Source organism: Dyella subtropica (assembly GCF_026283965.1).
Classification (GTDB): domain Bacteria; phylum Pseudomonadota; class Gammaproteobacteria; order Xanthomonadales; family Rhodanobacteraceae; genus Dyella_D; species Dyella_D subtropica.
In genome coordinates this window covers 40,239-65,746 of sequence record NZ_JAPDPD010000025.1, presented here as the reverse complement: position 1 = coordinate 65,746, position 25,508 = coordinate 40,239, and the positions used below count along the sequence as shown (strand labels likewise).

Sequence of the window (25,508 nt, the reverse complement as noted above, 5' to 3'; positions counted from 1 at the left end):
AGCCCAGGCAACTGTTCGGGTTGTGAGGAAAAGTCCCCGCCGACCCAGGCTCACCTACGATCTCGTGATCCGAGGGGCAACGGTCTGGCGGGGGTAAAGCAAACTTACAAGGGGTGGGTGCTCGCGATCACGTACATCCAAACCCGCTTCGAATCTGCCGTATCGCAAGATTGCCCCCTCACCCCAACCCTCTCCCCGCAGGGGAGAGGGAGCTAAACCACGCCACCTCAAGCTTCTCGAAGACCTTGAAAGGGATGGCCTTTAGACGCCACTTCCGCCGAAGGCACGAATAAGGACGGGCATGTTTCGCCGGCCATCGAAACGTTCACCGATGCGTCAGCCGACCATGGCAGTTCCTCTCTCAGAAGGCAGCACGCATGTCGGGACTACGCGCACTCGGCTTGATGTCCGCGATGTCCGTAAGCACTCACTATGTGCCCATCACGGATGATCCCGGGCAAAGAGTCGCCTTGCATTGCATGGCGCCGACGCAGCCCAATGGTCGCAGCGTGCTGTTCGTGCATGGCGCCAGCTTCCCCACCATGCTGGCGTTTGGCTTCGAGTTCGCGCCCGGGGATTCGTGGATGGGCTTCATGGCCAGACAAGGCTTTCTCGCTTGCGGCCTGGACTTCATCGGGTTCGGCGCATCCAGTCGTCCACCGCAGATGGCCAACGATGCCGCCTCCGCTGCGCCGCTGACGCGCGCCACGGACGCGGCTCGGGAGATCGCCCTCGCCGTCGACTATCTGCGAACGGAACACGGCATGCGCAGCGTGCATCTGATCGCCCATTCCTGGGGCACCATGGCGGCCACCACGTTTGCCGCCACGCACCCCGATGCGCTGGCCTCGCTCACGCTGTTCGGCCCGATCGTTCCCGGCTCGGATAAGCATGATCCGGGCAAGCATGGTTCGGGCAAGCCCGCCGAGCCCGTCCATGTCGCGTGGTGGAGCATCACCGCGGAGGCCCGCTACCAGCAGCTGCGATACAAGGACGTGTTGCCGACCCCACTGAGCCTACTGGAACCAGCGATCGCCCAGCGATGGGCCGGAGAATTCGAAGCGTCCGCACCGCACGTCCAGGGAGACCCGGCGGGAGAACTGCGCATCCCGGCCGGCCCGGTGGCGGATATCGAGGCCGCCGCCACCGGCAGTTACCCATGCGATCCGGCGACCGTCAAGGTCCCGGTATTCGTGGTGTACGGCGACTACGACAACGTGACCGACGATGCCGGCGCCGTGTCATTCCTGGCGACATTCACGGCCAGCCCGCTCAAGTGGCGCACGCGCATCGAACATGGCACCCACGTGATGCACCTGGAACACAACCGCCAATCCCTGTACCGGAGCGTGGATGCGTTCATCCGCACGGCGGAGGCGCTGCCACCGTAATCTTCGAATGTCTTCAGCGATTACTCACGCCATGCGGCACGTGCCCCGTCGCCACATGCTGGCGTGCGGACTCCACGTTAGCCGGTGAGTCGTCGAAGAAGATATCGGCGCCGAAGGCATCCAGGAACGGGCCCTTGTCTCGGCCGCCGAGGAACAAGGCTTCATCGATGCGCACGCCCCAGCGTCGCAAGGTGAGGATCACGCGCTTGTGCGCCGGTGCCGAACGCGCGGTGACCAGCGCGGTGCGGATGGGTGAAGCTTCGGCGGGGAACGCGGCCTGCAAGCGATGCACGGCGGTGAGAAAGCCGCGGAACGGGCCGACGGAAAGCGGCTCGTCCGCACGTTCGGTCTCGCTGCGATGGAAGGCTTCCAGGCCTTCTTCGCGAGATACACGCTCACCCTCGTCGCCGAAGATCACCGCATCGCCGTCGAAAGCGATGCGCAATTGCTCGCTGGCCCGCGGTGGCGCCACGGAAGGAAGAATGGTGGCAGCGGCCACGCCAGCGGCGAGTGCGCGACCGACGTCTTCAGCGTTGGCGGACAGGAACAGGTCCGCCTTGAACGGCGCGATGTAATCCGACGTCGGCGCCCCGCTGGTGAATGCGGCGCGGCTGATCTCCAGCCCGTAATGCTGGATGGCGTTGAAAATGCGCAGCCCCGTGTCGCCGGAATTGCGCGACAGCAGGATCACTTCCACTGGCGGCACATCGCCGCCCAGCTTGTTGAGGCCGAGCAGTTTCTGCACCAGCGGGAAAGCCACGCCGGGCTTGAGGATTTCGTTCTCGTGGTCGATCTGGAACGCGCGATACGCATCCAGCCCGTCGCGCTCGAACAAGGCGTGACTATCGCCGAGGTCGAACAACGCGCGCGAGGAAATGGCCACCACCAGGCGATTGTCGGTGGCGGCGGAAGCGTCTTGAGTGGTGCCTGCGCGGGTCATGGAGGTGCTGTCGTCAATGTCGCCGTTGAATCTAGCAAAGAGCGTCGGGAATTGCCCGTAGGAGCGCACCCTGTGCGCGACACCTACGAAGCGTTACGCGGGTCGCGCACAGGGTGCGCTCCTACAGGTCTGGTGCGAATTGCTCGTCGAGAATGCGCTGTTCCAAATTGTGCTCCGGATCGAACAGCAAACGCACGCCCGGCCCGTCGGATTGCTTCACCAGTACTTTGCGCACGTCGCGTACTTCGTGAAAGTCAGCGGTGGCGCTCACCGGGCGCTTGCCGGGATCGAGTACGCGCAGGGTGACCTGGGTGCGGTGCGGCAGGATCGCGCCGCGCCAGCGGCGCGGGCGGAACGGGCTGATCGGCGTCAGCGCCAGCACGTTGGCGTCCAGCGGCAGAATCGGGCCGTGCGCGGAAAGGTTGTAGGCGGTGGAACCGGCGGGCGTGGAGACCAGAATGCCGTCGCAAACCAGCGTTTCCAGCTTCACCGTTTCGTTGAGTTTCACTTCCAGATGCGCCGCCTGATTGCTCTGGCGCAGCAGCGAGACTTCGTTGAAGGCCAGTGCGCGGTGCACTTTGCCGCTCACATCGGTGACCTGCATCTCCAGCGGATACAGCTCCGCCGCATGAGCGCGGGCAATGCGCCCTTCAAGGTCATCGATGCGATGCTTGTTCATCAGAAAGCCCACCCGCCCCAGCTTCATACCGTAGACCGGCAGATCCAGGGCGCGATGCGCGTGCAGCGTGCGCAACATGAAACCATCGCCACCGAGCGCCACGATGGCTTCCGCCTGCTCCGGCGGTACTTCGCCATATCGCTCGACCAGTTTCCGATGCGCCTGCTGGGCAACGTGGGTATCGCTGGCGACGAAGGCGTAGGCCATTGGGAGCCGTGAGGAAGTCAGTCCGTGAGGACGTCAGTTGAGCTCAGATAAGGAAAGGGCGCAAGACCGTCACCGGCCCGCGCCCTTTCCCGTCACTGCAGCCACGACGCTTTCGGGCCGCAGCTGACCACTTACTTCTAACCGCTTATTGGTTCACAGGCACCTGCGCCAGCTGTGCCAGGCGACGGACGGCGACCGAGGCGATCGGGTAATCCGCGTTCTGGGTGAGGATTTCCGCCAGCATGCTGCGCGTGTACTTGAGCGTGGCGTCGTCACGCTGCAGCCATGCCTGCACCGGCGAGACACCCTTGCTGCCACCGGCCAACGCCAGCACCTGCAAGGCCAACGCACGATGCTGGTGGTTCAGCTCGTCCAGCAGCGAACCGCGAGCTTGGGCATGCCAATGGCCTTCCACCGGCAACGCTTCGATCTGGCTGCGCAGCCATTCCAGGTCCAGCGACTCGCCCAACTCGTAGAACACACCCGCCACCTTGTCGACAGGCTGGTTGCCCTGCTGAGCCACCTCCACCACGTCGAGCATGGCGTGCAGTTCCGGGAGACGCGCAAGGCGGATCGCCAGTTCGACGGGCAGACCAAGGCCTTCCCATTTCTCCTGGCTGGTGGAGAAGTCGGCCTTGCCCGTTTCGGTGAGCGCATCCGGCAGCGCCGCAAGCAGTGCGGTCACGCCCGCCTGATAACGCTCGACATTGGCAGCGATGTCCAGCGTGCCGCCTGGGCGGTTGAGCAGCCAGCGGGTCAGATGACGCAGCAGCGACCATATCTGCATGATGGCGTCGATCTGGGTGTCTTCCGCGACCTTGCTGTCCAGCGCCTCGATCTCCGCCCAAAACTCGCGCGCACCCAGAATTTCGCGTGCCGCGGTATAGGCCTTGGCGATCGCCGCCGGACCCTGCCCGGTGTCTTCCTGCATGCGGAGCATGAAGGTGGCGCCCATGCGGTTGATGGTGGAGTTGGTCACCGCGGTGGCGATGATCTCGCGCTTCAGGCGGTGGCGCTGCATGTGCGCGGCGTACTTGTCGTGCAGCGGCTCGGGGAAGTAGCGCACCAGTTCCTTGGAGAGGTACGGATCTTCCGGCACGTCGGAATCGAGCAGCTGCTGGAACAGCTTGATCTTGTCGTAGGACAACAACACCGAAAGCTCAGGACGCGTCATGCCGAGGCCACGCGTCTTGCGCTCGGTCAGCTCGGCTTCGCTCGGCAGGTTCTCCACCTGGCGATCGAGCAGACCTTCGCCTTCGAGAACGCGGATGAAGTGGGCCATCGAACCCAGGCGGCGCACCGATTGGTGCTCCATCAGGGTGATCGCCTGGTTCTGGCGATAGTTGTCCCACAGCACCAGCTGACCGACTTCGTCGGTCATCGATGCCAGCTGCTGGTTGCGCGCTTCCACGGTCAGCTCGCCGCGCTGCACGGCATCGTCCAGCAGGATCTTGATGTTCACCTCGTGATCGGAGGTGTCCACGCCGGCCGAGTTGTCGATGAAGTCGGTGTTGAGCAGCACACCGTGCTGCGCGGCTTCGATGCGGCCCTTCTGGGTCATGCCCAGGTTGCCGCCCTCGCCCACCACCTTGCAGCGCAGCTCGGCGCCATTGACGCGCAAACCGTTGTTGGCGCGATCGCCCACGTCGGCATGCGTTTCGCTACTGGCCTTCACATAAGTGCCGATACCGCCGTTCCACAACAGGTCGACCGGCGCCTTGAGGATGGCGTTGAGCAGATCGGTAGGCGCCAACTGCGTCACGTCGGCTTTCAGGCTCAGCGACGCACGCACTTCCGGCGAAATCGGAATCGACTTCAGCGCGCGCGGGTAGATGCCGCCGCCGGCCGAGATCAGCGACTTGTCGTAATCCTCCCAGCTCGAACGCGGCAGCTTGAACATGCGCTCACGCTCGACAAAGGAACGCGCGGCATCCGGATTCGGGTCGAGGAAGATGTGGCGATGATCGAACGCGGCCAGCAAGCGGATGTGCTGCGACAACAGCATGCCGTTGCCGAACACGTCGCCTGACATGTCACCCACGCCCGCGCAGGTGAAGTCCTGCGTCTGGCTGTCGCGGCCCATGGCACGGAAGTGGCGTTTCACCGACTCCCACGCGCCCTTGGCGGTGATGCCCATGCCCTTGTGGTCGTAGCCGTTGGAGCCGCCGGAAGCGAACGCGTCGCCCAGCCAGAAGCCGTGCTCCACCGAGATCGCGTTGGCGATGTCGGAGAACGTGGCCGTGCCCTTGTCGGCCGCCACCACCAGGTACGGGTCGTCCGCGTCATGGCGCACCACGTCATGCGGCGGCACCACCTTGCCTTCGACCAGGTTGTCGGTGATGTCGAGCAAGCCGCTGATGAACATGCGGTAGCAAGCGATACCTTCGGCCAGCTGCGCGTCGCGGTCGCCGTTGATCGGCGGGCGCTTGACGAAGAAGCCGCCCTTCGAGCCCACCGGCACGATCACCGTGTTCTTCACCATCTGCGCCTTCACCAGGCCCAGCACTTCGGTACGGAAATCCTCGCGTCGATCAGACCAGCGCAAACCGCCGCGCGCCACCGCGCCGAAGCGCAGGTGGATGCCTTCCACACGCGGCGCGGAGACGAAGATTTCGCGGTACGGCACCGGCTTGGGCAGGTCCGGCACGCGATGCGAGTCGAACTTGAAGCTGATGTAGCCGCGATACGCGCCATCCCACTGCTGGAAGAAGCTGGTGCGCAGCGTGCCGCGCATCAAGGCCATGAAGCTGCGCAGGATGCGGTCATCGTCGAGGCTGGAGACGTTCTCCAGCAGCACGCCGATGGCGTCTTCGATCTCTTTGATCTGCTCGTTACGCGGCTTGGCGAGCGCGGCGACCAGACCGTCGATAAGAGCCGGGTGGGCGGTACGCACAGTTTCGGGAATCAGCGCCTTCATTTCGCCGGCGAGTGCTTCGCCAGCGGTCTTCAATTCGTCGGCCGAAAGATGTTCGCGGCGCGGATCGAACTTGGCGAGGAACAGCTCCACCAGCAGGCCGGCGATGGCCGGGTAGCGGTTGAAGGCGTCTTCCATATAGCTCTGCGAGAACGCCACACCGGTCTGCAACAGATATTTGCAATAACCGCGCAGCATCGCGATCTGGCGCCAACTGAGCTTGGCGCCGAGCACCAGGCGGTTGAAGCCGTCGTTCTCGGCGTTACCGCGCCAGATGTGCTCGAACGCATCTTCGAAGTGCGAACCCACCTGCTCCACGGAGAACGCGAGGTTGCCGACCGGCTGCACCTCGAAATCCTGGATGAACAGCGGGGTGCCGTCGGTCTTCATCTCGTAAACATGCTCAGTGAGCACGCGCAGGCCGAGATTTTCCAACTGCGGCAGCACTTCGGACAGCGCAATGTCGGCGCCGCTGCGATAGACCTTGAAGCGCAACTCTTCCGGACGCTGTGCCGGGTGGTAGAACGACATGCGCACGGCATCGTCGCCCTTCAGTAGCGACAACTGACGCACATCTTCCGCGGCAGCGGCCGGCGATACGTCTTCCACATAACCGGCCGGCAAGGCCTTGGCGTAGCGGTTGGCCAGCACCACGCCGTCATGATCGCCCAGGCGCTTGACCAGCGCGTCGCGCACGTCGTCGTGCCAGTTGCGCACGATGGCGGCCACGCTCTGCTCCAGCGCCGCCGTGTCGAAGCTCACGTGATCGCCGATCTTCGGACGCACCACCACGTGCAGGCGAGCCAACGCTGCCTCGCCCATCAGCACGGCCGAATCGCTCTGCTCGCCGTGCAGCGCGTCGCGCAACAGCACCTCGATACGCTCACGCACCGACGTGTTGAAACGTTCGCGCGGCACGAACACCAGACAGGTGAAGAAGCGCCCGTAGCGGTCGCGGCGCACGAACAAACGGGTGCGGGCGCGCTGGCGCAGCTCCAGGATGCCGATGGCGGTGGCGTACAGCTCGTCTTCATTGCTCTGGAACAGTTCGTCGCGCGGCAGCGTCTCCAGGATGTGGCGCAGCGACTTGCCGGAATAGGAATCGCGCTTCAGCCCCGAACGGGCGAGCACGGCTTCCACCTTGTGCCGCACCAACGGCACGTCCTGCGGACGCGCCATATAGGCATTGGAAGTGAATAGACCCAGGAAACGCTGTTCGGCAACTGGCTTGCCATTGGCGTCGAAACGGAGCACGCCGATGTAGTCCATGTGACTGGGACGGTGCACGTGCGAACGCGCATTGGTCTTGGTGAGGATGATCGCGTCGGTCGAACCGGACTGCGGCAGCTCGCTGGCCACCAGCGTACGCAGCGAACGCGGCGCCATCGAGCGCTCGCTCTTGTGCAGAATGCCGAGGCCGGAGCCTTCCACCGAGCGCAGCACTTCGTCGCCGTCGGCCTGGGTCACTTCGTATTCGCGGTAACCGAGGAAGGTGAAGTTATCGTCCGCCACCCAACGCAGGAACTCGCTCGCTTCGTGCACCGAAGCCTCGCTGAGCGGCAACTGGCGGCCGGTCAGGTCGGCGGCGATCGACTGCGCCTTGTCACGCATCTTCGACCAGTCGCCAACGGACACGCGCACGTCTTCAAGTGCGGCTTCGATCTGGGCTTTCAGCTGCGCCATCTCGGCGTCGCCTGCCATGCGGTCCACTTCGAAATGCATCAGCGATTCCGGCGTGCCGTTCTCGGCGCTCAGCTGCTGCAGGCGGCCACTGGCATCGCGTACCGCCTTGACCACCGGATGGATCACGGCGTGGATCTGCAACTTGGCCGACACAATCATGCTCACGGTGTCGACCAGGAACGGTGTGTCGTCGGTGACGATCTGCACCAAACTGCGGCCGGCATGACCGGACTCGGGATTGACTACGCGCACCGAGGCTCGACCAGGCTGGCGCTGCTGCACGAAATCGAGTAGGCCGCCTAACAGGTCGGCCCATTCGGCGGCGGTATGCAGCCCAAGGTCGCTGGAAGCCATGCGCGCGAAAAAGGCGCCGATAAAAAATTGCGCCTCATCAAGGCGCTGGGTGGGGAAACCGTTTTTTTTCAGTTCTTCGAAAACGATAGCCTGGATCGGATTATCGCTGGCCGCACGAATCGCATTCATGGCATCTACTTGTCTGTGGGGACGGAATGGAGCAGAAAAGCCGTAAAAGGATACGCTGGCACTGCGGGCTTAGCCACCCGCACTGCGACACAATATTCATGCTTCACCACGCGTACGAAAGACTCAGCACCCACGCGTGATCGTCCGAATGGCCTGCCGTGGGATAACCGAATGCATCGGGCCCGCCTGAGGCACCGCGCACATCGCTCCAGCCCAGCTGCGCATTCCATGCGCGCCATGCCGCTCCAATACCTGCGCGTATGTCAAAACGCGTGTGGCCGACATGCACGTAATCCGCCCCCTGGCCGTTGCGCCGCAACATGCCCAGGTGTGCAAAAACATAGAAGCGCCCTGAGATCGGCCGCGTGCCGTTGAGTTCGGCGTACACCTCCGGCACACCGGACCGGAAATAGTTGTGCGCGTAGTAGATCCGACCGGCGAGATGTTCCGAGGCGAGCCCTACGTAGATTTCTGGATAAGCGTAGTGCTCGTGCCCAGTGAAGCGCGTGTAGTCCACGCCCAGTTCCCAGCTGAGACTGTCGCTGATGCGTCGGGCATACCCTGCATAGACCAGCCATTGCGCGCTGCGCGGCTCATCGGGAGCCAATCGGGCGCTGGACAACAGCGCGCCCCCGTACCAGCCGTCGGCATGGTCATAAGCGATAGTTGCTTGCAGCGCTGGATCGCCACTGCTGAGAGACACGCCACGAAAGCGGTAATCGGAGAGCAACGCGATCCGTCCCGAGACCTGAGCATGGGCCTCGGCGGCAAACAAAAGAGCAATGAGTGCAACCGCAGCTCTCCGCACTGAACGCTCTCATCAACGCGACACCGACAGGGTCGCGCTCGCCGCGCGACAGTCGCAGGCACAACGCCCGCTGGCGCGCGCCACGGCGGCACAGGCATCGATCATCGCGGACCGCGGCGGCGTCAAGCCTAGCGCAGTTCCGGAGCCCAAAGCGGCCTGCAAGGCGTCCGGCCGGATCGCTGGCGACAATTCGCGCAGCAAGGCCACCAGTCCGCTGACCTGCGCCGCCGCGAACGAGGCACCGGCGACGAAGCCAAAGGCCCCGCCCGGCTTGGTGGTTGGGATATCTTCGCCTGGCGCCCGCAACAGGCCTTTCAGCGTGCTGGCGGCGTGCTCGCCCGCGACGGGCAGCACGCCCGGATAAGCCGCCGGGAAGCCGCCATCTGACGATGCTTCATCCAGCGCGCTCACCACGGTCACCTGGTGCGCGAAGGCGACATCCAGCAGTCGCTCCAGCAGGCGATCATGTGGACCGGCCAGGCTCAGGTTGACGATCCGCACCCGGCTCTGCAGCGCGAATTGCAGCGCCTTGGCCAGAGTGAAGCTGCTGCAGACGGCGGCAGGCGCATCGGTCCGTTCCTGCCAGCACGCGCGCAAGGTCAGCAGGCGTGCGTCGGGCGCGATGCCGGCGATGCCGATGCCGTTGCCCGCCTTGGCGGCGATGATGCCCGCGACCTCGGTGCCATGAATCTCCGCCGGAAAAAAGCCGCTGTCGCCATCGCCCACGAAGTTGCGGGCCTGCGCCACCTGCCCGAGCAAATCGGGGTGCGATAACTCGACGCCGCTGTCCAACTCGGCAATCAATTGCCCCTTACCGGTGCTCAGCGCATGCAGCTCGGACAAATGCCAGGCCTTGACCGCGGGCTGCAGGGAATAAAGCGGATCGCCCTGGCCCAGCACGTGGAACAGTTGCATGGGCTCGACGGATTCCACCCGCGCATCAGCCGCCAGCGCCTGCACCGCCGGCATGACGTCCTCGCTTCGCGCCGCCTGCATCACGAAACAGTCCAAGCCGAGCGCGGGCATCGGCCAGTCAGTGACCAGCACCAGCTGATGTTCGCGCGCCAACTGCAAGGCGATGCGGCGATGCGCCTCGCGATCGGGTGCTGACTGGTAGCTGCCCGAGTAACCGTCGACCGGATTGAAGTGCGGCGGTGCGGCGCGCAGCATCACCAGGAGCCGGCTATGTTCCGCTGCTGCATCCGGCGTCGGCAACGGTCGCGCGGTACCTGCCGCGCATCCGGCCAGTGCGAGACAGCACAGCGCGAGTATCGCTAGCCGGCACACGATCAGCGGCCTTCGCCGTCGAGCCGGCCGATATCGGGCCGATCATCATCGAGATGTTCGACCAGGGTAACCCCCGAGGCAGCGCGCAACGCCTCGCGCACCGCCTCGGAACGCGAAGCAGGCACGCTCAGCACGTAGGCACCAGTATCGGTAGGACCATCGACGATCCGCGCATCGCTCGCACGGATCAGGCGACGCATCTGCATCTCGCTCAGACGCGGGTCGAAGACCACCACCAAGCGTGCCGTGGGCAGGCTGGCAGCGCCCAAGGTGCGGTAGGTGGCCGGCGCGCTCGCTTGGAACCATCCCAAAGCCAGCGCGAAGATGAGGACGGCCTGCGCCGCTATGGCGCCGTGCAACCACGCGCGGCGTACGCCCCAGCGGCGTGGCGGCACGACGGACCGGCCATGGCGCTCGGCGTCGATGCATCGACGCAGACGCTGCATCGATTGATCGGCCTGGGATGCGTCCACCTCGTCCACACCTCCATCGCGGCACGCCCACTGCAGCGAGCGCAGCAGCGCCACATCGCGCTGGCATTGCACGCAGTCCGCCAGGTGCTGCTCTACCTGCGAACGCTCATCGCCTTGCAGCGTGCCGTTTACCAGCCACGGCAGCAGTCGCTCGGCCTCGGCGTGGGCCGTCCCTCCGAATCGCAGCACCCGTCCGCTCATATGGCCTCCTCGCGCGCTTCAAGCAGGGCGCGGAGCTTGCGGCGCGCGTAGAACATGCGCGTTTTCACTGTGTCGACCGGGCAATCCATGATCTCGGCGATCTCGCGACAGCTATAGCCGAGGTAATAGGTCAGCTCGATCACCGCGCGATGTTCCGGGGAGAGCGCTTCCAGCGCCAAGGCGATCTGCCGGTGCAGTTCGCGCTGCTGGCACTCCAGCTCGGGCTCGGGGGCCAGACTGGCGCTTTCCGGCGGATCCAGCACCGGCGCGCTTTCAGGACGGGTGAGCGCTTTCAGCGCCTGGCGGTAAGCAATGGCGAAGATCCAGGTGGAGACCTTCGAGCTGTGGTTATAGGTATGCGCCTTGCGCCATACCACCATCATGGTGTCGTCCAGCACTTCGTCCACCAGCGGCCGCTGCCGCAGCATGCCTTGGATGAAGCGCAACAGTCGTGGACGGTAGGTCAGGTAAAGCACCTCGAAGGCTTCCATCTCCTCCGCGGCGACGCGGCCAAGCAGCGCCACTTCGTCCAGCGGCGTGCCTTTGCGTCGTGTACCGGCTGGCAGGATCGACATGATCGCCCTCGGAACGCATTTGCCCTCGTTGCGTGTCCATGCCCAGTTTGGCGACTCCGGTTCAAAGCCGCTATCGGCTCCGGCAACCGCCTGTGCAACCGCAGGTATACACCCGCCCGCACTGCGAACCCATAGCCGTGGTGATTCGCTTCGCTCACTCTTTCGGGGCAGGCCTTCTCCGCCACACAGGGAGCGAAGAATGACGAAGTAGAGATGATGTCGCGAGCACCCGCCCCCCGTGCACAAATCGGTGAACGGGGGAGAGGGAGCCAAAACATGCCCCTTCGCTATCACTCTCTCTTGTCAACAAAGGCAACAAGAATTCAAGGCTGGACCATGCGCGCAAGCAAATTGTAAACTGTACGGTATAGTCAAGCTCTCAAACCCGGCTCACTGTGCTATTTCAAGACCTGCCCATGCCAGGATTTCCGCCCAAAGCGGGACAACAGGCACTGGGCAGATGGTTCGTGAGCCGTAAAGTTCAAGGTTTGGCCGCCGATCCGTGAGATCAGCGCCCACTTACCCCCGATACGCAATTCAATTGAATGGAGTCCCCATGAAGTCGTCGTCGCTGCGCACACCTGTGATGTGCCTGGGCCTGCTGGCACTAGCCGCTTGTGGAGGTAAGGCCAAGGAGCAAGGTCCGCCGCAGGCGCCCCCGCCCGAAGTGGGCGTGGTGAAAGCTCAACCGCAGAGCGCACCGCTGAGCAAGGATTTGGTGGGCCGCCTCTCTGCCTATCGCAGCGCGGACGTACGAGCCCGTGTATCGGGCGTCCTGCTCAAGCGCGTCTACCAGGAAGGCACCGACGTCAAGAAAGGCCAGGTGCTGTTCGAGATCGATCCGTCGGTCTACCAGGCCACCCTGGCCTCCAGCCAGGCCAATCTGACTTCGGCGCAGGCCTCATACACCAATGCCCACAAGGCTGCAGAGCGCTTCCGCCAGTTGCGCCCCCAGGGCTATATCTCGCAATCCGACCTGGATAACGCCGAGGCCAGCGAGCGCACCACGTCCGCCCAGGTGAAGCAGGCTCAGGCCGCGATCGAAAGCGCGCGCATCAATCTCGGCTTTACCCACGTCACCTCGCCAATCGACGGCCGCGCCGGTCAGCAGCAGCTCACCGAAGGCGCCATCGTAGGTAACAGCAGCGCCGACGGCGGCGCCAATTCGACCTTGCTCACCACCGTCGACCAGCTCGATCCGCTGTACGTGAATTTCACGGTGAGCGCTTCCGATCTCGATCGCCTGCGCGCGGCCCAGACGGCCGGCCACGTCGTGCTGTCGGAGCAGAACCAGACCACCGTGGAAGTCACCCTGCCCGACGGCAGCAAGTACGACCAGCGCGGCACGCTCGACTTCTCCGGCGTCAACGTCGACCCGACCACGGGCTCGGTGAATCTGCGCGCACAGCTGCCCAACCCGCAGCATCGTCTGTTGCCGGGCGCCTACGTCACCATCACCGCGAACCTCGGCGAGCAAAGCAATGTGTTCCTGATCCCGCAACAGGGCATCGCGCGCGACGTCGCCGGCGCTTATGCACTGGTGGTCGGTCAGGATGGCAAGGTCGCGCGCAAAAATGTGGTCGCCAACAACCTGAGTGCTGGCAACTGGATCGTCACCAGCGGCCTGGCCGCCGGCGACCAGATCATTGTGTCGGGACTCCAGGCCGTGCAGCCGGGTGCGCCCGCCAAGGCCGCGCCCTGGCAGCCAAACAAGGACAGCAACGGTCCCGCAGGCGCACCAGGTAGCACCAAGCCTGCCGCCGGCAAGCAGTAAGGGAGTCGACCGACATGCCGAGTTTCTTTATTGACCGCCCGATTTTCGCCTGGGTGGTAGCCATCCTCATCACCATGGTCGGCACGATTGCGATGCTGAACATGGGTATTGAGTCCTACCCCAACATCGCACCGCCGCAGGTGGTGGTGTCGGCGAACTTCCCCGGCGCCAATGCCGACACCATGGAGAAAAACGTCACCCAGGTGATCGAGCAGCAGCTCACTGGTATCGACCACCTGCTGTATTTCAGCTCCTCCTCCAACGCCAACGGTTCGGCCTCCATCACCCTCACCTTCGAGACCGGCACCAACCCGGACATCGCCCAGGTGCAGGTGCAGAACAAAGTCTCGCTGGCCCAGCCGCGCCTGCCTTCGGCGGTGACCCAGCAAGGCGTGGTGGTCGCCAAGAACAATCCAGACTTCCTGATGTTCGTGTCGCTGGTCTCCACCAACCCGGAAATCGACGGCAACCGCCTGGCCGACATCATCGCCTCGCAAGTCTCTGACCAGGTCGGCCGCATCCCCGGCGTGGGCAGCACCCGCGTCATCGGTGCGGAGTACGGCGTGCGCGTCTGGCTGAACCCGGACAAGCTGCAGGGCTATGGCCTGTCCGCCAGCGCCGTGCGGGAGGCGGTCTCCACACAGAACGTGCAGTTCGCCGCCGGTTCGCTGGGCGCCGATCCGGCCCCCGCCAATCAAGGCTTCACCGCCACGGTGTCGGCCGAAGGGCGTTTCTCCTCGCCCGAGGAATTCGGCAACATCATCCTGCGCGCGAACAGCGACGGCACGGTGGTCCGGCTCAGTGACGTGGCTCGCGTCTCGTTCGGTCCGCAGGCCTATGGCCTGGCCTCCACCTGGAACGGACAGCCCGTGGGTGGCCTCGGTGTGCAGCTGCTGCCCGGCGCCAACGCGCTGGACGTGGGAACCGCCGTGCGTGCCAAGATGGACGAACTGGCCAAGGACTTCCCGCAGGGCGTGACCTGGTTCGCGCCTTACGACACGACCCCGTTCGTGAAAGTCTCGATCAAGGAGGTGGTGCACACCCTGATCGAGGCGATCATCCTCGTGTTCCTGGTGATGCTGATCTTCCTGCAGAACATCCGCGCCACCATCATTCCTACCCTGGTCATTCCGGTCGCCCTGCTCGGCACCTTCATCGGCTTGATCGCGCTGGACTTCACCATCAACCAGCTGACCCTGTTCGGTATGGTGCTGGCCATCGGCATCGTGGTGGACGACGCGATCGTGGTGATCGAAAACGTCGAACGCATCATGACCGAGGAAGGCCTGCCGCCGAAGGAAGCCACACGCAAAGCCATGGGTCAGATCACCGGCGCGATCGTGGCGATCACGGTGGTGCTGACGGCGGTGTTCGTACCCTCGGCGCTGCAGGCCGGTGCTTCGGGCGTGATCTACAAGCAGTTCGCGTTGACCATCGCGGTATCGATGGGCTTCTCGGCCTTCCTTGCCTTGTCGTTCACCCCGGCGCTGTGCGCCACCATGCTCACGCCGACGCATAACGAGAAGAAGAACCTCGTCTACCGAGGATTCAACACGCTTTTCGGAAAGGTCACGCACATTTACAGCGGCCACATCAGCAGCGCGGCACGCCATGCGCCACGCTGGATGGTCGTGTTCGCGCTGATCATGGTCCTGGCGGGCTTCCTGTACACCAAGCTGCCGACCAGCTTCGTGCCCAGCGAAGACCAGGGCTTTGCCCTGGCCATTGTCAACCTGCCGCCGGGAGCAACCCTTCAGCGCACCGAAGCCGTGATGGGCGAGATGCGCGAGCGATTGAAGAACAGCCCGTTGAACGATGCCATCGTCGGCATGTACCAGATCAGCGGCTTCAGCTTCGTCGGCCAGAGCGAAAGCGCGGGCATGGCCTTCATCAAGTTGAAGGACTGGAGCGAACGCAAGATCACCGCGGACGAGCTCATCCAGCAGGCCAACGGCGTGCTGCACGGCATCCGCGACGCGCAGATCTTCGTGGTGAACTTGCCGACCATCCGCGGCCTCAGCCAGTTCGGCGGCATCGACATGTACCTGCAGGCACGTGCCGGCCAGACACACGGAGAACTGATGCAGGCCATGGGCACGGTGTTGGGTAAGTCCAAGGGCAACCCGGCCTTGCTCGGCACGCGCCCCAATTCCCTGCCCGATGCACCGCAGCTGGACATCAAGGTCGACCGTGTGCAGGCAGAGTCGATGGGGCTTTCGGTCAGCGACGTCTATACCGCCGTCCAGCTGACGCTGGCGCCGATCTATGTCAACGACTTCGTCTACCGCGGCCGCGTGAAACGCGTGTACCTGCAGGCCGACCAGCCCTATCGCATGGGGCCGGAATCCTTGCAGCACGTATTCTCGCCCAGCGTTCTGTCGAACAGTTCGACCAGGTCGCTCACCCATCCGTACAACATGATCCCGATTTCCAGCGTGGTGCAGACCAACTGGAATACGGGCTCCCCGGCACTGACCCGCTATAACGGCTATGCCGCCGTGGAAATCGTGGCCAGCGAAGGCAAGGGCTATTCCACCGGCCAGGCCATGGCGGCTTTGCAAAACATCGTCGACAACGATCTGCCCAAAGGATTCGGCGCCGACTGGACCGGTCAGTCGTATCAGGAAATCCTCGCTGGCAACTCGGCCACGCTGTTGATGGTGCTGTCGATCGTCATCGTGTTCCTGTGCCTTGCGGCCCTTTACGAGAGCTGGTCGATCCCCGTCGCCGTACTGTTGGTGGTGCCGCTGGGCCTGCTGGGCACGGTGGTCTTCTCCATGCTGCGTAGCCTGCCGAACGACATGTACTTCAAGATCGGCCTGATCACGGTGATCGGCCTGGCCGCGAAGAACGCGATCCTGATCGTGGAATTCGCCGTGGAGCAGCAGCAGCAAGGCCACTCCCTGTTCCAGTCGGTGGTCACCGCCTCCCGCCTGCGACTGCGCCCGATCCTGATGACCTCGATGGCCTTCATCCTCGGCGTGTTCCCGCTGGCGATCTCGACCGGCGCGGGCGCGAACTCCCGTCATTCGATCGGTACCGGCGTGATCGGCGGCATGATGTTCGCCACCTTCCTCGGCCTGCTGCTGATCCCGGTGTTCTATGTGGTGGTGCGCCGCCTGCTGGGCGATAAGCTCGACGAGCCTTCGCACCAAATTCCGCAAACCCACCCGCATCTGGGCGAAGCGGAGGGTCCGCAGGCTGGCAGCATGCAGCCATTCGATTCGGATCCGCGGCGCGGGTCGTAATCGGCGGATAGTGGAAACCTGGAGCCCCGGCTGAAAAGCCGGGGCTTTTTTTGTGTTTCAAGGGAAGGGTGTCGCAAGGGCCTTACCCCCTCCCAGCCTCCCCCTGTCCCACGGGACTAGCTTCGCGTCGCAAGCAAGGGGAGGGCTAAAAGCTCGCGACAACCTGCTCCCTCCCTTGCTTGCAGGGGAGGGTTGGGGAGGGGTAAGCCCTTGCAACAACCTCTCAAGACAACCCACCAACAAAAACGCCCAGCAGGTTCCCCCGCCGGGCGTTCGTTACAGCCTGTGAGATTCGACTTAGCGCAAACCAGTCTCGGCGCGCGCAATCACCATGCGCTGAATCTCGCTGGTGCCTTCATAGATCTCGGTGATCTTGGCATCGCGGAAGTAACGCTCGATTGGCATTTCCTTCGAATAACCCATGCCGCCGTGAATCTGCACGGCCTGATGTGCGATCCACATCGCCGCCTCGGAAGCGACCAGCTTGGCCACCGATGCCTCGGTACCAAAGCGTCCGCCCTTCTTCTCGGTCTCGCCCTTGGTCCACGCCGCGCGCAGCGTCAGCAACATGGCTGCATCCAGCTTGCACTTCATGTCGGCGATCTTGGCCTGGGTCATCTGGAACGTACCGATCGGATGGCCAAACGCCTTGCGATCGCGCGACCACTGCAGCGTCGCTTCGTACGCCGCGCGAGCGATGCCGACAGCCTGCGAAGCGATGCCGATGCGGCCGGCGTCGAGCACGCCCATGGCGATCGAGAAGCCCCTGCCTTCCTCGCCCAGCAGATCTTCCTTCGGGCAGATGTAGTCGGTGAATTCGATCTCGCAGGTGGCCGAGGCGCGGATGCCGAGCTTGGGCTCGGTCTTGCCGGCGTGGAACCCCGGCAGCTTGGTATCGATGATGAAGGCCGACACGCCTTTGGCGCCGATGCCTGGCGTAGAGATGGCGAACAACACGATGTAGCGCGCCACCGGACCGGACGTGATCCAGCTCTTCTTGCCGTTGATCACCCAGTCGCCGTTGGCGTTCTTCGTCGCACGGGTGTGCATAGCCGAGGCGTCCGAGCCGGACTGCGGCTCGGTCAGCGCGTAAGCGCCGATGGCTTCGCCCTGGGCGATCGCACGCACGTACTTCTGCTTCTGCGCTTCGTTGCCGTGCTTGAGAATGCCGTTGCAGAACAGCGAATTGTTCACCGACATGATGGTCGAGGTGGCGGCGTCGGCCGCGGCGATCTCGATCATCGCCAGCACATAGGCGATCGGGTCCATGCCCGCGCCGCCGTACTCATGCGGCACCTCGATACCCATCAGGCCCAGCTGGCCCATCTCGCGGATGTTCTCCAGTGGGAATTCGCCCTTCGCATCCAGCTCGGCGGCGACCGGTGCGATGCGCTTTTGCGCGAAATCGCGGGCGATGGACTGAATCGACAGCTGGTCTTCGGTAAAACGGAAATCCATGGGGAGGCTCCAGAGTGAGGCTAGCCGCCTATTTTAGCGTGAGGGCGCGGGAAGCCTTTGTGCGAGCGCAGCAGAAGAGCGAGAAGTGAGAGACAAGAAGAAGCCGGCCCGGCGCCAGCGTGGCTGCCCTTCTCTCTTTTCTTACTCCTCTCCACTCGTTTCTGCGGCTCTTGACGCTTTGCCCGCCGCGGCCTAGCCTTACGCATCTCTTTATCGCGATATAAGGATGCAGCGTGGATCTCGCCACCGCTTCCAGCGTCCTGCGGCTGCTGGCCGACCCCACCCGGGTGCGTCTGCTGGCCTTGCTCGAACGCGAAGAACTCACCGTCGCCGAACTCGCCTCCGTGCTCCACCTGGCGCAGCCGCGCGTCTCTACCCACTTGGCCAAGCTCAAGGAAGCCGAGCTGGTGCGCGACCGCCGCGCCGGGGTCTCCGCTTATTACCGCGCCAACAACGAGGGCGACGAACACCGCCAGACGCTGATTCGCTCGCTGCGCGACAGCATCGACGATGCCTTGCTGCGTGACGACGCCGCGCGCCTGCCCGGTGTGCTGGCTCAGCGCGCCCGCGAAGAAGGCTGGGCCGATACCGTGGCCGGCGACATGGAGCGCCATTACTCGCCGGGCCGCACCTGGGAAACGCTCGCACGCTCACTGCTGCAATTGCTTGAAACCGGCGACGTGCTAGACATCGCTTCCGGCGACGGCATCACGGCCGAACTGCTCGCGCCGCATGCGCGCTCGATCGTCTGCGTCGACTCCAGCGAGCGCGTGGTCGAAGCCGCCTCGCAACGACTCAAGCCATTCGCCAACGTGGACGTGCGCCAGGGCGACATGCACGCGCTCGACCTCGGCGAGCGCCGTTTCGACCTAGTGTTGATGCTACACGCCCTCACCTATGCCGAACATCCGGCCAAGGCCGTGGCCGAAGCCTCGCGACTGCTGCGCTCCGGCGGCCGTCTGCTCGCGGTCACCCTGGGCAAACACGATCACCGCGCCGTCGTCGAGCCGTTCGACCACCTCAACCTGGGCTTCGCTCACGATGAACTCGATCGCTACGCCACGGCAGCCGGCCTGGACGTATTGAGCTGCACCCGCCTGAGCCGCGAGCGCAAAGCGCCGCATTTCGAAGTCATCAGCCTGCTCGCGCGCAAACCATAAGGATCCATCTATGAGCGCCCTTCCCTGGCTGCACCCCGACCGCGTCGCGCTACTCGAAGCCGCGCTGCGTCAACGCATCCTGATCCTCGACGGCGGCATGGGCACCATGCTGCAGGGCCATCAGCTGGATGAAGCCGGCTTCCGCGGCGAGCGCTTCGTTGAAGGCCACGACAGCACGCATGCGCACCATCACGACCATCCCGGCAGCTGCGACCTGAAGGGCAACAACGACCTGCTCACGCTGACCAAGCCGGCGATCATCCGCGGTGTGCACGAAGCCTATCTCGAAGCCGGCGCCGATCTGGTCGAAACCAACACCTTCAACTCCACTCGCATCAGCCAAGCCGATTACCATCTCGAACATCTCGCTCACGAGCTGAATCTCGAAGGCGCGCGCCTCGCCCGCGCGGCCTGCGATATGTACACCGCGAAGACGCCGGACCAACCGCGCTTCGTGATCGGCGTGCTCGGCCCCACCAGCCGCACCGCCTCGCTATCGCCCGACGTCAACGACCCTGGCTTTCGCAACGTCACCTTCGAAGAACTCGCCGCCAACTACACCGAAGCGGCGAGCGGCCTGATCGATGGCGGCGCCGACCTGATCATGGTCGAGACCATCTTCGATACCTTGAACGCCAAAGCGGCTCTGTTCGCGCTGAGCGAGCTGTTCCACCAACGCGGCGTGCGTGTGCCGGTCATGATCTCCGGCACCATCACCGACCGCTCCGGCCGCACGCTGTCGGGACAAACAGCCGAGGCGTTCTATTACTCGGTGCGCCATGCCCGCCCACTCACCGTTGGCCTCAACTGCGCCTTGGGCGCGGCGGACCTGCGCCCACACGTGCAGACGCTCGCCAACGTGGCGGACTGCTTCGTCAGCACGCACCCCAACGCCGGCCTGCCGAACGCGTTCGGCGAGTACGACGAAACGCCCGAGCAGATGGCTTCCGTGATCGGCAGCTTCGCCCGCGACGGCCTGCTCAACCTGGTCGGCGGCTGTTGTGGAACCACGCCCGCACATATCAAGGCCATCGCCGACGCCGTGCGCAACTGCGCACCGCGCGCGCTACCCTCCGCCCATCAGGAGGCTGCATGAGCCGCGCTCTGCTCCTCCCCCTGCTAGCAGGGGGAGGCTGGGAGGGGGTAGGCCCTTGCGACGACGCTGCCCGGCTTGCAGGGCCTCACCCCACCCCGACCCTCCCCTGCTACACGCAGGAGAAGGAGAACATCGCTTTGCTTGAAGGTTGTCGCTGCGCATGAGCTTCACTCCCCACACCCGCCTGTCCGGCCTCGAACCGCTGGTCATCACACCAGACCTGCTGTTCGTCAACGTCGGCGAGCGCACCAACGTCACTGGCTCAGCGCAGTTCAAGAAGCTGATCAAGGAAGAGCGTTACGAGGAAGCGGTCGAGGTCGCACGCCAGCAGGTTGCCAACGGCGCGCAGATCATCGACGTCAACATGGACGAGGGCCTGATCGATTCGGAGGCGGCGATGACTCGCTACCTCAATCTGATCGCCGCCGAGCCGGACATCGCGCGCGTGCCGGTGATGGTCGACTCGTCCAAATGGACCGTGATCGAAGCCGGCCTGCGCTGCCTGCAAGGCAAAGGCATCGTCAACTCGATTTCGATGAAGGAAGGCGAAGAGACCTTCCTCGAACACGCGCGCAAGGTGCAGCAGTACGGCGCCGCCGTGGTGGTGATGGCGTTCGACGAGCAGGGCCAGGCCGATACCTGCGCGCGCAAGGTGGACATCTGTTCGCGCGCTTATGAATTGCTGACCACCCGGCTCGACTTCCTGCCCGAAGACATCATCTTCGACCCGAACATCTTCGCGATCGCCACCGGCATCGAGGAACACAACAACTACGCGGTGGATTTCATCGAAGCCACCCGCGAGCTGAAAAGACGCTTCCCGTTCAGCCATATCTCCGGCGGCGTCTCCAACGTCTCGTTCTCGTTCCGCGGCAACAACACCGTGCGCGAAGCGATCCACTCCGTGTTCCTGTATCACGCCATCAAGGCGGGTATGGACATGGGCATCGTCAACGCCGGTGCGTTGATGATTTATGACGACGTGCCGGAAGAACTGCGCGAGCGCGTTGAAGACGTGGTGCTCAACCGCCGCGCTGACGCCACCGAGCGCCTGCTCGAGATCGCCGAGAAGTTCAAGGCGAAAAAGGGTGAGGTCGTCGTCGAGAACTTCGCCTGGCGCGAGAAGTCCGTGCGCGACCGCCTCAGCCACGCGTTGGTGCATGGCATTGACCAGTTTGTCGAAACGGATACCGAAGAAGCGCGCCAGCTTTCCACACGCCCGCTGGACGTGATCGAAGGCCCGCTGATGGACGGCATGAACGTGGTCGGCGACCTGTTCGGCGCCGGCAAGATGTTCCTTCCCCAGGTCGTGAAATCCGCCCGTGTGATGAAGAAGGCAGTGGCCTATCTGCTGCCGTACATCGAAGAGGAAAAGCTGCGCACCGGCGATGTCGGCAAGAACAACGGCACCATCGTGATGGCCACGGTGAAAGGCGACGTGCACGACATCGGTAAGAACATCGTCGGCGTGGTGCTCCGCTGTAACAACTTCGAGGTGATCGATCTCGGCGTGATGGTGCCGGCACAAAAAATCCTCGACACCGCGCGCGAACACAAAGCCGACATCATCGGCCTGTCCGGCCTGATCACGCCGTCGCTGGAAGAAATGAGTCAGGTGGCGCGCGAGATGCAGCGACAGGATTTCCATATCCCCTTGCTGATCGGCGGCGCGACGACCTCGCGCGCGCACACCGCGCTGAAGATCGAACCGCACTACAAATCACCGACGGTGTGGGTGAAGGACGCTTCGCGCGCCGTCGGCGTAGCGCAGTCGCTGGTCAGCAAAGACCTGGTCGACGCCTTTATGACGAAGATCCGCGCCGAGTACGCGGAAGTGCGCGAGCGCCATCGCAACCGCGGCCCCGGCAAGCAGCTGGTATCGCTGGAAAAGGCGCGCTCGCAGCGCTTCACCTGCGATTGGGCCAACTACGAACCGCCGCAGCCTAACCAGCCGGGTATCACTGTGTTCGACGCCTACGACCTGGCCGAACTGAGCAGCTATATCGACTGGAGCCCCTTCTTCAACGCGTGGGAATTGGCTGGTCACTATCCGGCCATCCTGCAGGATGCCATCGTCGGTACCCAGGCCAGCGAACTGTTCCGCGACGCGCAGGACATGCTCGACCGCATCATCAAGGAAAAGTGGTTGACGGCGCGCGGCGTGATCGGCTTCTGGCCAGCGGCGCAGATCGGCGACGACACCGAGGTGTACGCAGCCGACGGCAAGAAACTGGCCGTGCTGCACCACCTGCGTCAGCAGGTGGACAAGCCGATGGAGCGCCCCGATTTCTCGCTGGCCGATTTCATCGCGCCGAAAGACGCCGGCAAGCCGGACTGGATCGGCGGCTTCGCCGTCACCTCCGGCATCGGCATCGAGGAACACGTCGCACGCTTCGAAGCCGCGCACGACGACTACTCTTCCATCCTGCTCAAGGCCCTCGCCGACCGTCTCGCCGAAGCGTTCGCCGAACGTATGCACGAGCGCGTGCGCCGCGAGTTCTGGGGCTATGTGCCGGACGAAACACTCGACAACGAAGCGCTGATCCACGAGAAATACTGCGGCATCCGCCCGGCCCCCGGCTATCCCGCCTGCCCTGATCACACCGAGAAAGCCACGCTGTTCAAGCTGCTCGATGCGCCCCGCAATACCGGCATCGAACTCACTGAAGGTTTTGCGATGTACCCCACCGCCGCCGTCTCCGGCTGGTACTTCTCGCATCCTGAAAGCCAGTACTTCGTGGTCGGCCGCCTCACTCGTGAACAGGTCGAGGACTATGCCAAGCGCAAGGGCTGGACGCGCGAGGAGGCGGAACGCTGGTTGGCGCCAAATCTGGATTACGACCCGGATTGAGAGAGCCAGCCTCCCTCCCCAGAGTGTCCCTAAAAGGGGGAGGCGTACAACGCGCTCAGGTTTCCTCGGGACCGCCCGGCGACACCGTCTCCGGCTTGTGCTGGCGCAGGTGCGCGAACACGTTGTAGATCGAGACAAGCATCGGAAACGCGGTCTGGATGATGCCCACCGAATCGTTCTTGCCCCAGACAAAATACGCCAACGTCAACACGCTGCCAGCCACCGACAAGTACCAGAACGACATAGGCACCACGACCTTTTTCTGCTTCTTGGTGGCATAGAACTGCACGAACCAGCGTGCGGTAAACAGCAAAGTGCCGAGCAGGCCGATGAGCTTCCAGGGCGTGAGCGTGATCAGGTGCAAGTGGGTGAAGGCATCGTGCATGAGAAAGGTCCGTTCTAAAGGCCGGCGTATTGTAACCGCCACCCGCTTTGGCCTCCCTTTTCGATTCACCGAACCCCAGCTCCATCAGCCCGAAGTTCGAACGCCAGGCATTGACCTGAGACGAAACACCCCGTATATTTGCGCGCTCTCGGCGGGCGGTTAGCTCAGCGGTAGAGCACTGCCTTCACACGGCAGGTGTCACAAGTTCGATCCTTGTACCGCCCACCACTAGATTCGATGAAAAAGGCCACCCTCGCGGGTGGCCTTTTTCGTTTTGCTGGCGCCAGGGGTAGTGCGCGTAAAGGGCGCGAAGACCCTCTCTCAACACCCGGCTATGGACGCCACGACCAACGCGCGGGCAGCAGGAGTTTTGAATCCCCCACATTCAGCGCATGCACTTTCTGCGTGCGCACGAACCCTAGCTGGCGAAGCAATCGCTGCATACCCTGCGATTTTGGCGTGCAATAGCACACCACTTTTTGATCCCCTTGGGTGGCCTTCTCGAGCAGATCGCGCACCAGCGCCTCACCGACGCCCAACCGGCGGAACCCCGAATCGACCACGACATATTCGATCGTCATGATCTGCAGACCGTCAGCATCGCGCACAGTACTGGCCAATGCGGCACCGATGGTGCCCTGGTCGGAGCGAATCACGATGAATTGCAAGGCCTCGGAGCTCCGCCACAGCCACCCCCACCGAGAGGTCAGGATGGCTTTGGCGCACTGCAAAACAAGGGCGCGCCGTTTGCGGGTATCCGCATACAGCTCAGCCGCGAAGTGCCCTTGCATAGCCCCCGCCGCCACTTCGGAGACGAGGAACATGATGTCCCAGGGCCTTGCCTGCGTCGCACGAAATTGCTGACTCGCAATGGTGGGCAAGATCAACATGAGAGACCCTCACACAGCACAATTCATTCGATTCCCCCCGGAAACGACTTTACTCCAAACGCATTAGTCACTTGAAGGATGACTGGACTCATGTGATCCATCTCACAGGTTCGCAACGACATTCACATCAAAACGACTCTCCTTTGCCGCTGCCTTAACAAGCAAGGGTGATGGAAATCAGCGATGGGCATGGGGTGGGCGCACCGCCACCGATGCGTTTCGCGCCAAGCGACGCAAGCGGTATTCGTGGCGACCGACGTAGCCCGCGGCGACGGCCACCATCAACGCCAGTAAATACCAGGTCACCAAGTAGACCAGATGGTTGTTGGGGAAGGAGATCACCGTCAGGCCGGCTCGAGGCCAAGCGGTTTCGTCTGCGAGTGCGGCATCCGCGTCCACAAAGTAAGGCGCTACCCGGGTCAGTCCGCGGGCGCCTGCAATTGCCTGGATGTCCCGCGCGTACCAGCGGTTTTGGGCCGGATCGTTACGCCGCAGGAAGGGCTTGGTCTCGGTCATGCGCAATAGACCGGCAACCGTCGTTACACCGCTGGGCCCAACCGCGCAGCGCGCGGTGCGGCCACACCAGTCGGGCAGCACGAAACCACGATTGACCAACACCACGACGCCATCGGCCATGCGCAATGGGGTCATTACCCAATAGCCGCTGCCGAGACTTGTGCTCGCCGATACCAGGGTCTGGCGGTCGTGCAGGAAAACACCGGTAAGTCGCACATGCCGATATTCATCCGTCTTGGCGGTCACCTGCGTCCACTGATCGGGAGCTGGCGCAGCAACCGCGGGCGCATGCACGCGCTGGTCAACCCGCGCGATGAGATCGAGCTTCCATGCGCGACGCTGGACCTGCCACGTGCCCAGCGCAACGAAACCGGCAAAAGCTACCACTGCGAGCATAGCCAGCACGGTCAGGGCTAACGGCCCACGCGGCCCGCGTACGGCTTCGCCCTTCGGCGGCGGGGCGCTTACCGCAGGCATGACCCGGCGGCG

17 protein-coding genes and 1 tRNA gene are annotated in these 25,508 nt (G+C 63.7%); 7 read left to right on the top strand and 11 right to left on the bottom strand.

Annotated elements, in window-relative coordinates:
* The first annotated feature begins 377 nt into the window (after nt 1-377).
* Complete coding sequence (locus OUZ45_RS18555) at nt 378-1,391, top strand: alpha/beta hydrolase (RefSeq protein ID WP_266171770.1); 1,014 nt, start codon at nt 378-380, stop codon at nt 1,389-1,391.
* Between the two features lie 13 nt (nt 1,392-1,404).
* Here OUZ45_RS18555 and OUZ45_RS18550 read toward each other — a convergent pair whose 3' ends face one another.
* The 7 genes from OUZ45_RS18550 to OUZ45_RS18520 form a co-directional block, all read right to left on the bottom strand.
* Nucleotides 1,405-2,331 (bottom strand): 5'-nucleotidase, encoded by a 927-nt coding sequence (locus OUZ45_RS18550; RefSeq protein ID WP_266171769.1) that lies wholly within the window; start codon nt 2,329-2,331, stop codon nt 1,405-1,407.
* A 121-nt stretch (nt 2,332-2,452) separates the two neighbouring features.
* Nucleotides 2,453-3,217: an NAD kinase gene (locus tag OUZ45_RS18545; protein ID WP_266171767.1), complete on the bottom strand. Its 765-nt coding sequence runs from the start codon at nt 3,215-3,217 to the stop codon at nt 2,453-2,455.
* Nucleotides 3,218-3,362: 145 nt separating this feature from the next.
* Nucleotides 3,363-8,297: an NAD-glutamate dehydrogenase gene (locus tag OUZ45_RS18540; RefSeq protein WP_266171765.1), complete on the bottom strand. Its 4,935-nt coding sequence runs from the start codon at nt 8,295-8,297 to the stop codon at nt 3,363-3,365.
* 103 nt (nt 8,298-8,400) lie between these two features.
* Nucleotides 8,401-9,105, bottom strand: a complete 705-nt coding sequence (locus tag OUZ45_RS18535) for a TorF family putative porin (protein WP_266171763.1) — start codon at nt 9,103-9,105, stop codon at nt 8,401-8,403.
* Between the two features lie 12 nt (nt 9,106-9,117).
* Entirely contained in the window at nt 9,118-10,392 is a 1,275-nt protein-coding gene (locus tag OUZ45_RS18530; protein WP_266171761.1) for a S8 family peptidase, read from the bottom strand.
* 2 nt (nt 10,393-10,394) lie between these two features.
* Nucleotides 10,395-11,066, bottom strand: coding sequence for a zf-HC2 domain-containing protein (locus OUZ45_RS18525; protein WP_266171759.1), 672 nt, complete (start codon nt 11,064-11,066; stop codon nt 10,395-10,397).
* On the bottom strand, nt 11,063-11,641 hold the full coding sequence (locus tag OUZ45_RS18520; protein ID WP_266171757.1) for an RNA polymerase sigma factor: 579 nt from the start codon (nt 11,639-11,641) through the stop codon (nt 11,063-11,065). Before OUZ45_RS18520 ends, OUZ45_RS18525 begins: the two co-directional genes overlap by 4 nt.
* A 556-nt stretch (nt 11,642-12,197) precedes the next feature.
* Between OUZ45_RS18520 and OUZ45_RS18515 the strand changes: the two genes are divergently transcribed.
* Both OUZ45_RS18515 and OUZ45_RS18510 read left to right on the top strand, forming a co-directional pair.
* Complete coding sequence (locus tag OUZ45_RS18515; RefSeq protein ID WP_266171755.1) at nt 12,198-13,415, top strand: efflux RND transporter periplasmic adaptor subunit; 1,218 nt, start codon at nt 12,198-12,200, stop codon at nt 13,413-13,415.
* Between the two features lie 14 nt (nt 13,416-13,429).
* Nucleotides 13,430-16,663: an efflux RND transporter permease subunit gene (locus OUZ45_RS18510; protein WP_266171753.1), complete on the top strand. Its 3,234-nt coding sequence runs from the start codon at nt 13,430-13,432 to the stop codon at nt 16,661-16,663.
* Between the two features lie 297 nt (nt 16,664-16,960).
* Here the strand turns inward: OUZ45_RS18510 and OUZ45_RS18505 are convergent, their stop codons facing one another.
* Nucleotides 16,961-18,121: an acyl-CoA dehydrogenase family protein gene (locus OUZ45_RS18505; protein ID WP_266171751.1), complete on the bottom strand. Its 1,161-nt coding sequence runs from the start codon at nt 18,119-18,121 to the stop codon at nt 16,961-16,963.
* 233 nt (nt 18,122-18,354) lie between these two features.
* Between OUZ45_RS18505 and OUZ45_RS18500 the strand changes: the two genes are divergently transcribed.
* The 3 genes from OUZ45_RS18500 to metH all read left to right on the top strand — a co-directional run bounded on the left by OUZ45_RS18500 (nt 18,355) and on the right by metH (nt 23,228).
* Nucleotides 18,355-19,281, top strand: a complete 927-nt coding sequence (locus OUZ45_RS18500; protein WP_266171749.1) for an ArsR/SmtB family transcription factor — start codon at nt 18,355-18,357, stop codon at nt 19,279-19,281.
* A gap of 10 nt (nt 19,282-19,291) precedes the next feature.
* Nucleotides 19,292-20,377: a homocysteine S-methyltransferase family protein gene (locus OUZ45_RS18495; RefSeq protein WP_266171747.1), complete on the top strand. Its 1,086-nt coding sequence runs from the start codon at nt 19,292-19,294 to the stop codon at nt 20,375-20,377.
* Between the two features lie 160 nt (nt 20,378-20,537).
* Nucleotides 20,538-23,228, top strand: a complete 2,691-nt coding sequence (metH, locus tag OUZ45_RS18490) for a methionine synthase (protein WP_266171745.1) — start codon at nt 20,538-20,540, stop codon at nt 23,226-23,228.
* A 55-nt stretch (nt 23,229-23,283) separates the two neighbouring features.
* Here metH and OUZ45_RS18485 read toward each other — a convergent pair whose 3' ends face one another.
* Nucleotides 23,284-23,613 carry a lipid-A-disaccharide synthase N-terminal domain-containing protein gene (locus tag OUZ45_RS18485; protein ID WP_266171743.1) on the bottom strand — a complete coding sequence of 110 codons (330 nt, stop codon included), beginning with the start codon at nt 23,611-23,613 and terminating at the stop codon, nt 23,284-23,286.
* Between the two features lie 153 nt (nt 23,614-23,766).
* Here OUZ45_RS18485 and OUZ45_RS18480 point away from each other — a divergent pair.
* Nucleotides 23,767-23,841 (top strand) — tRNA-Val (locus OUZ45_RS18480).
* Nucleotides 23,842-23,945: 104 nt separating this feature from the next.
* Here the strand turns inward: OUZ45_RS18480 and OUZ45_RS18475 are convergent.
* Nucleotides 23,946-24,503 (bottom strand): GNAT family N-acetyltransferase, encoded by a 558-nt coding sequence (locus OUZ45_RS18475; protein ID WP_266171741.1) that lies wholly within the window; start codon nt 24,501-24,503, stop codon nt 23,946-23,948.
* Between the two features lie 177 nt (nt 24,504-24,680).
* A complete protein-coding gene (locus OUZ45_RS18470; RefSeq protein WP_266171739.1) occupies nt 24,681-25,496 on the bottom strand; it encodes an SURF1 family protein in 816 nt (271 codons plus the stop codon).
* Nucleotides 25,497-25,508 lie beyond the last annotated feature (12 nt).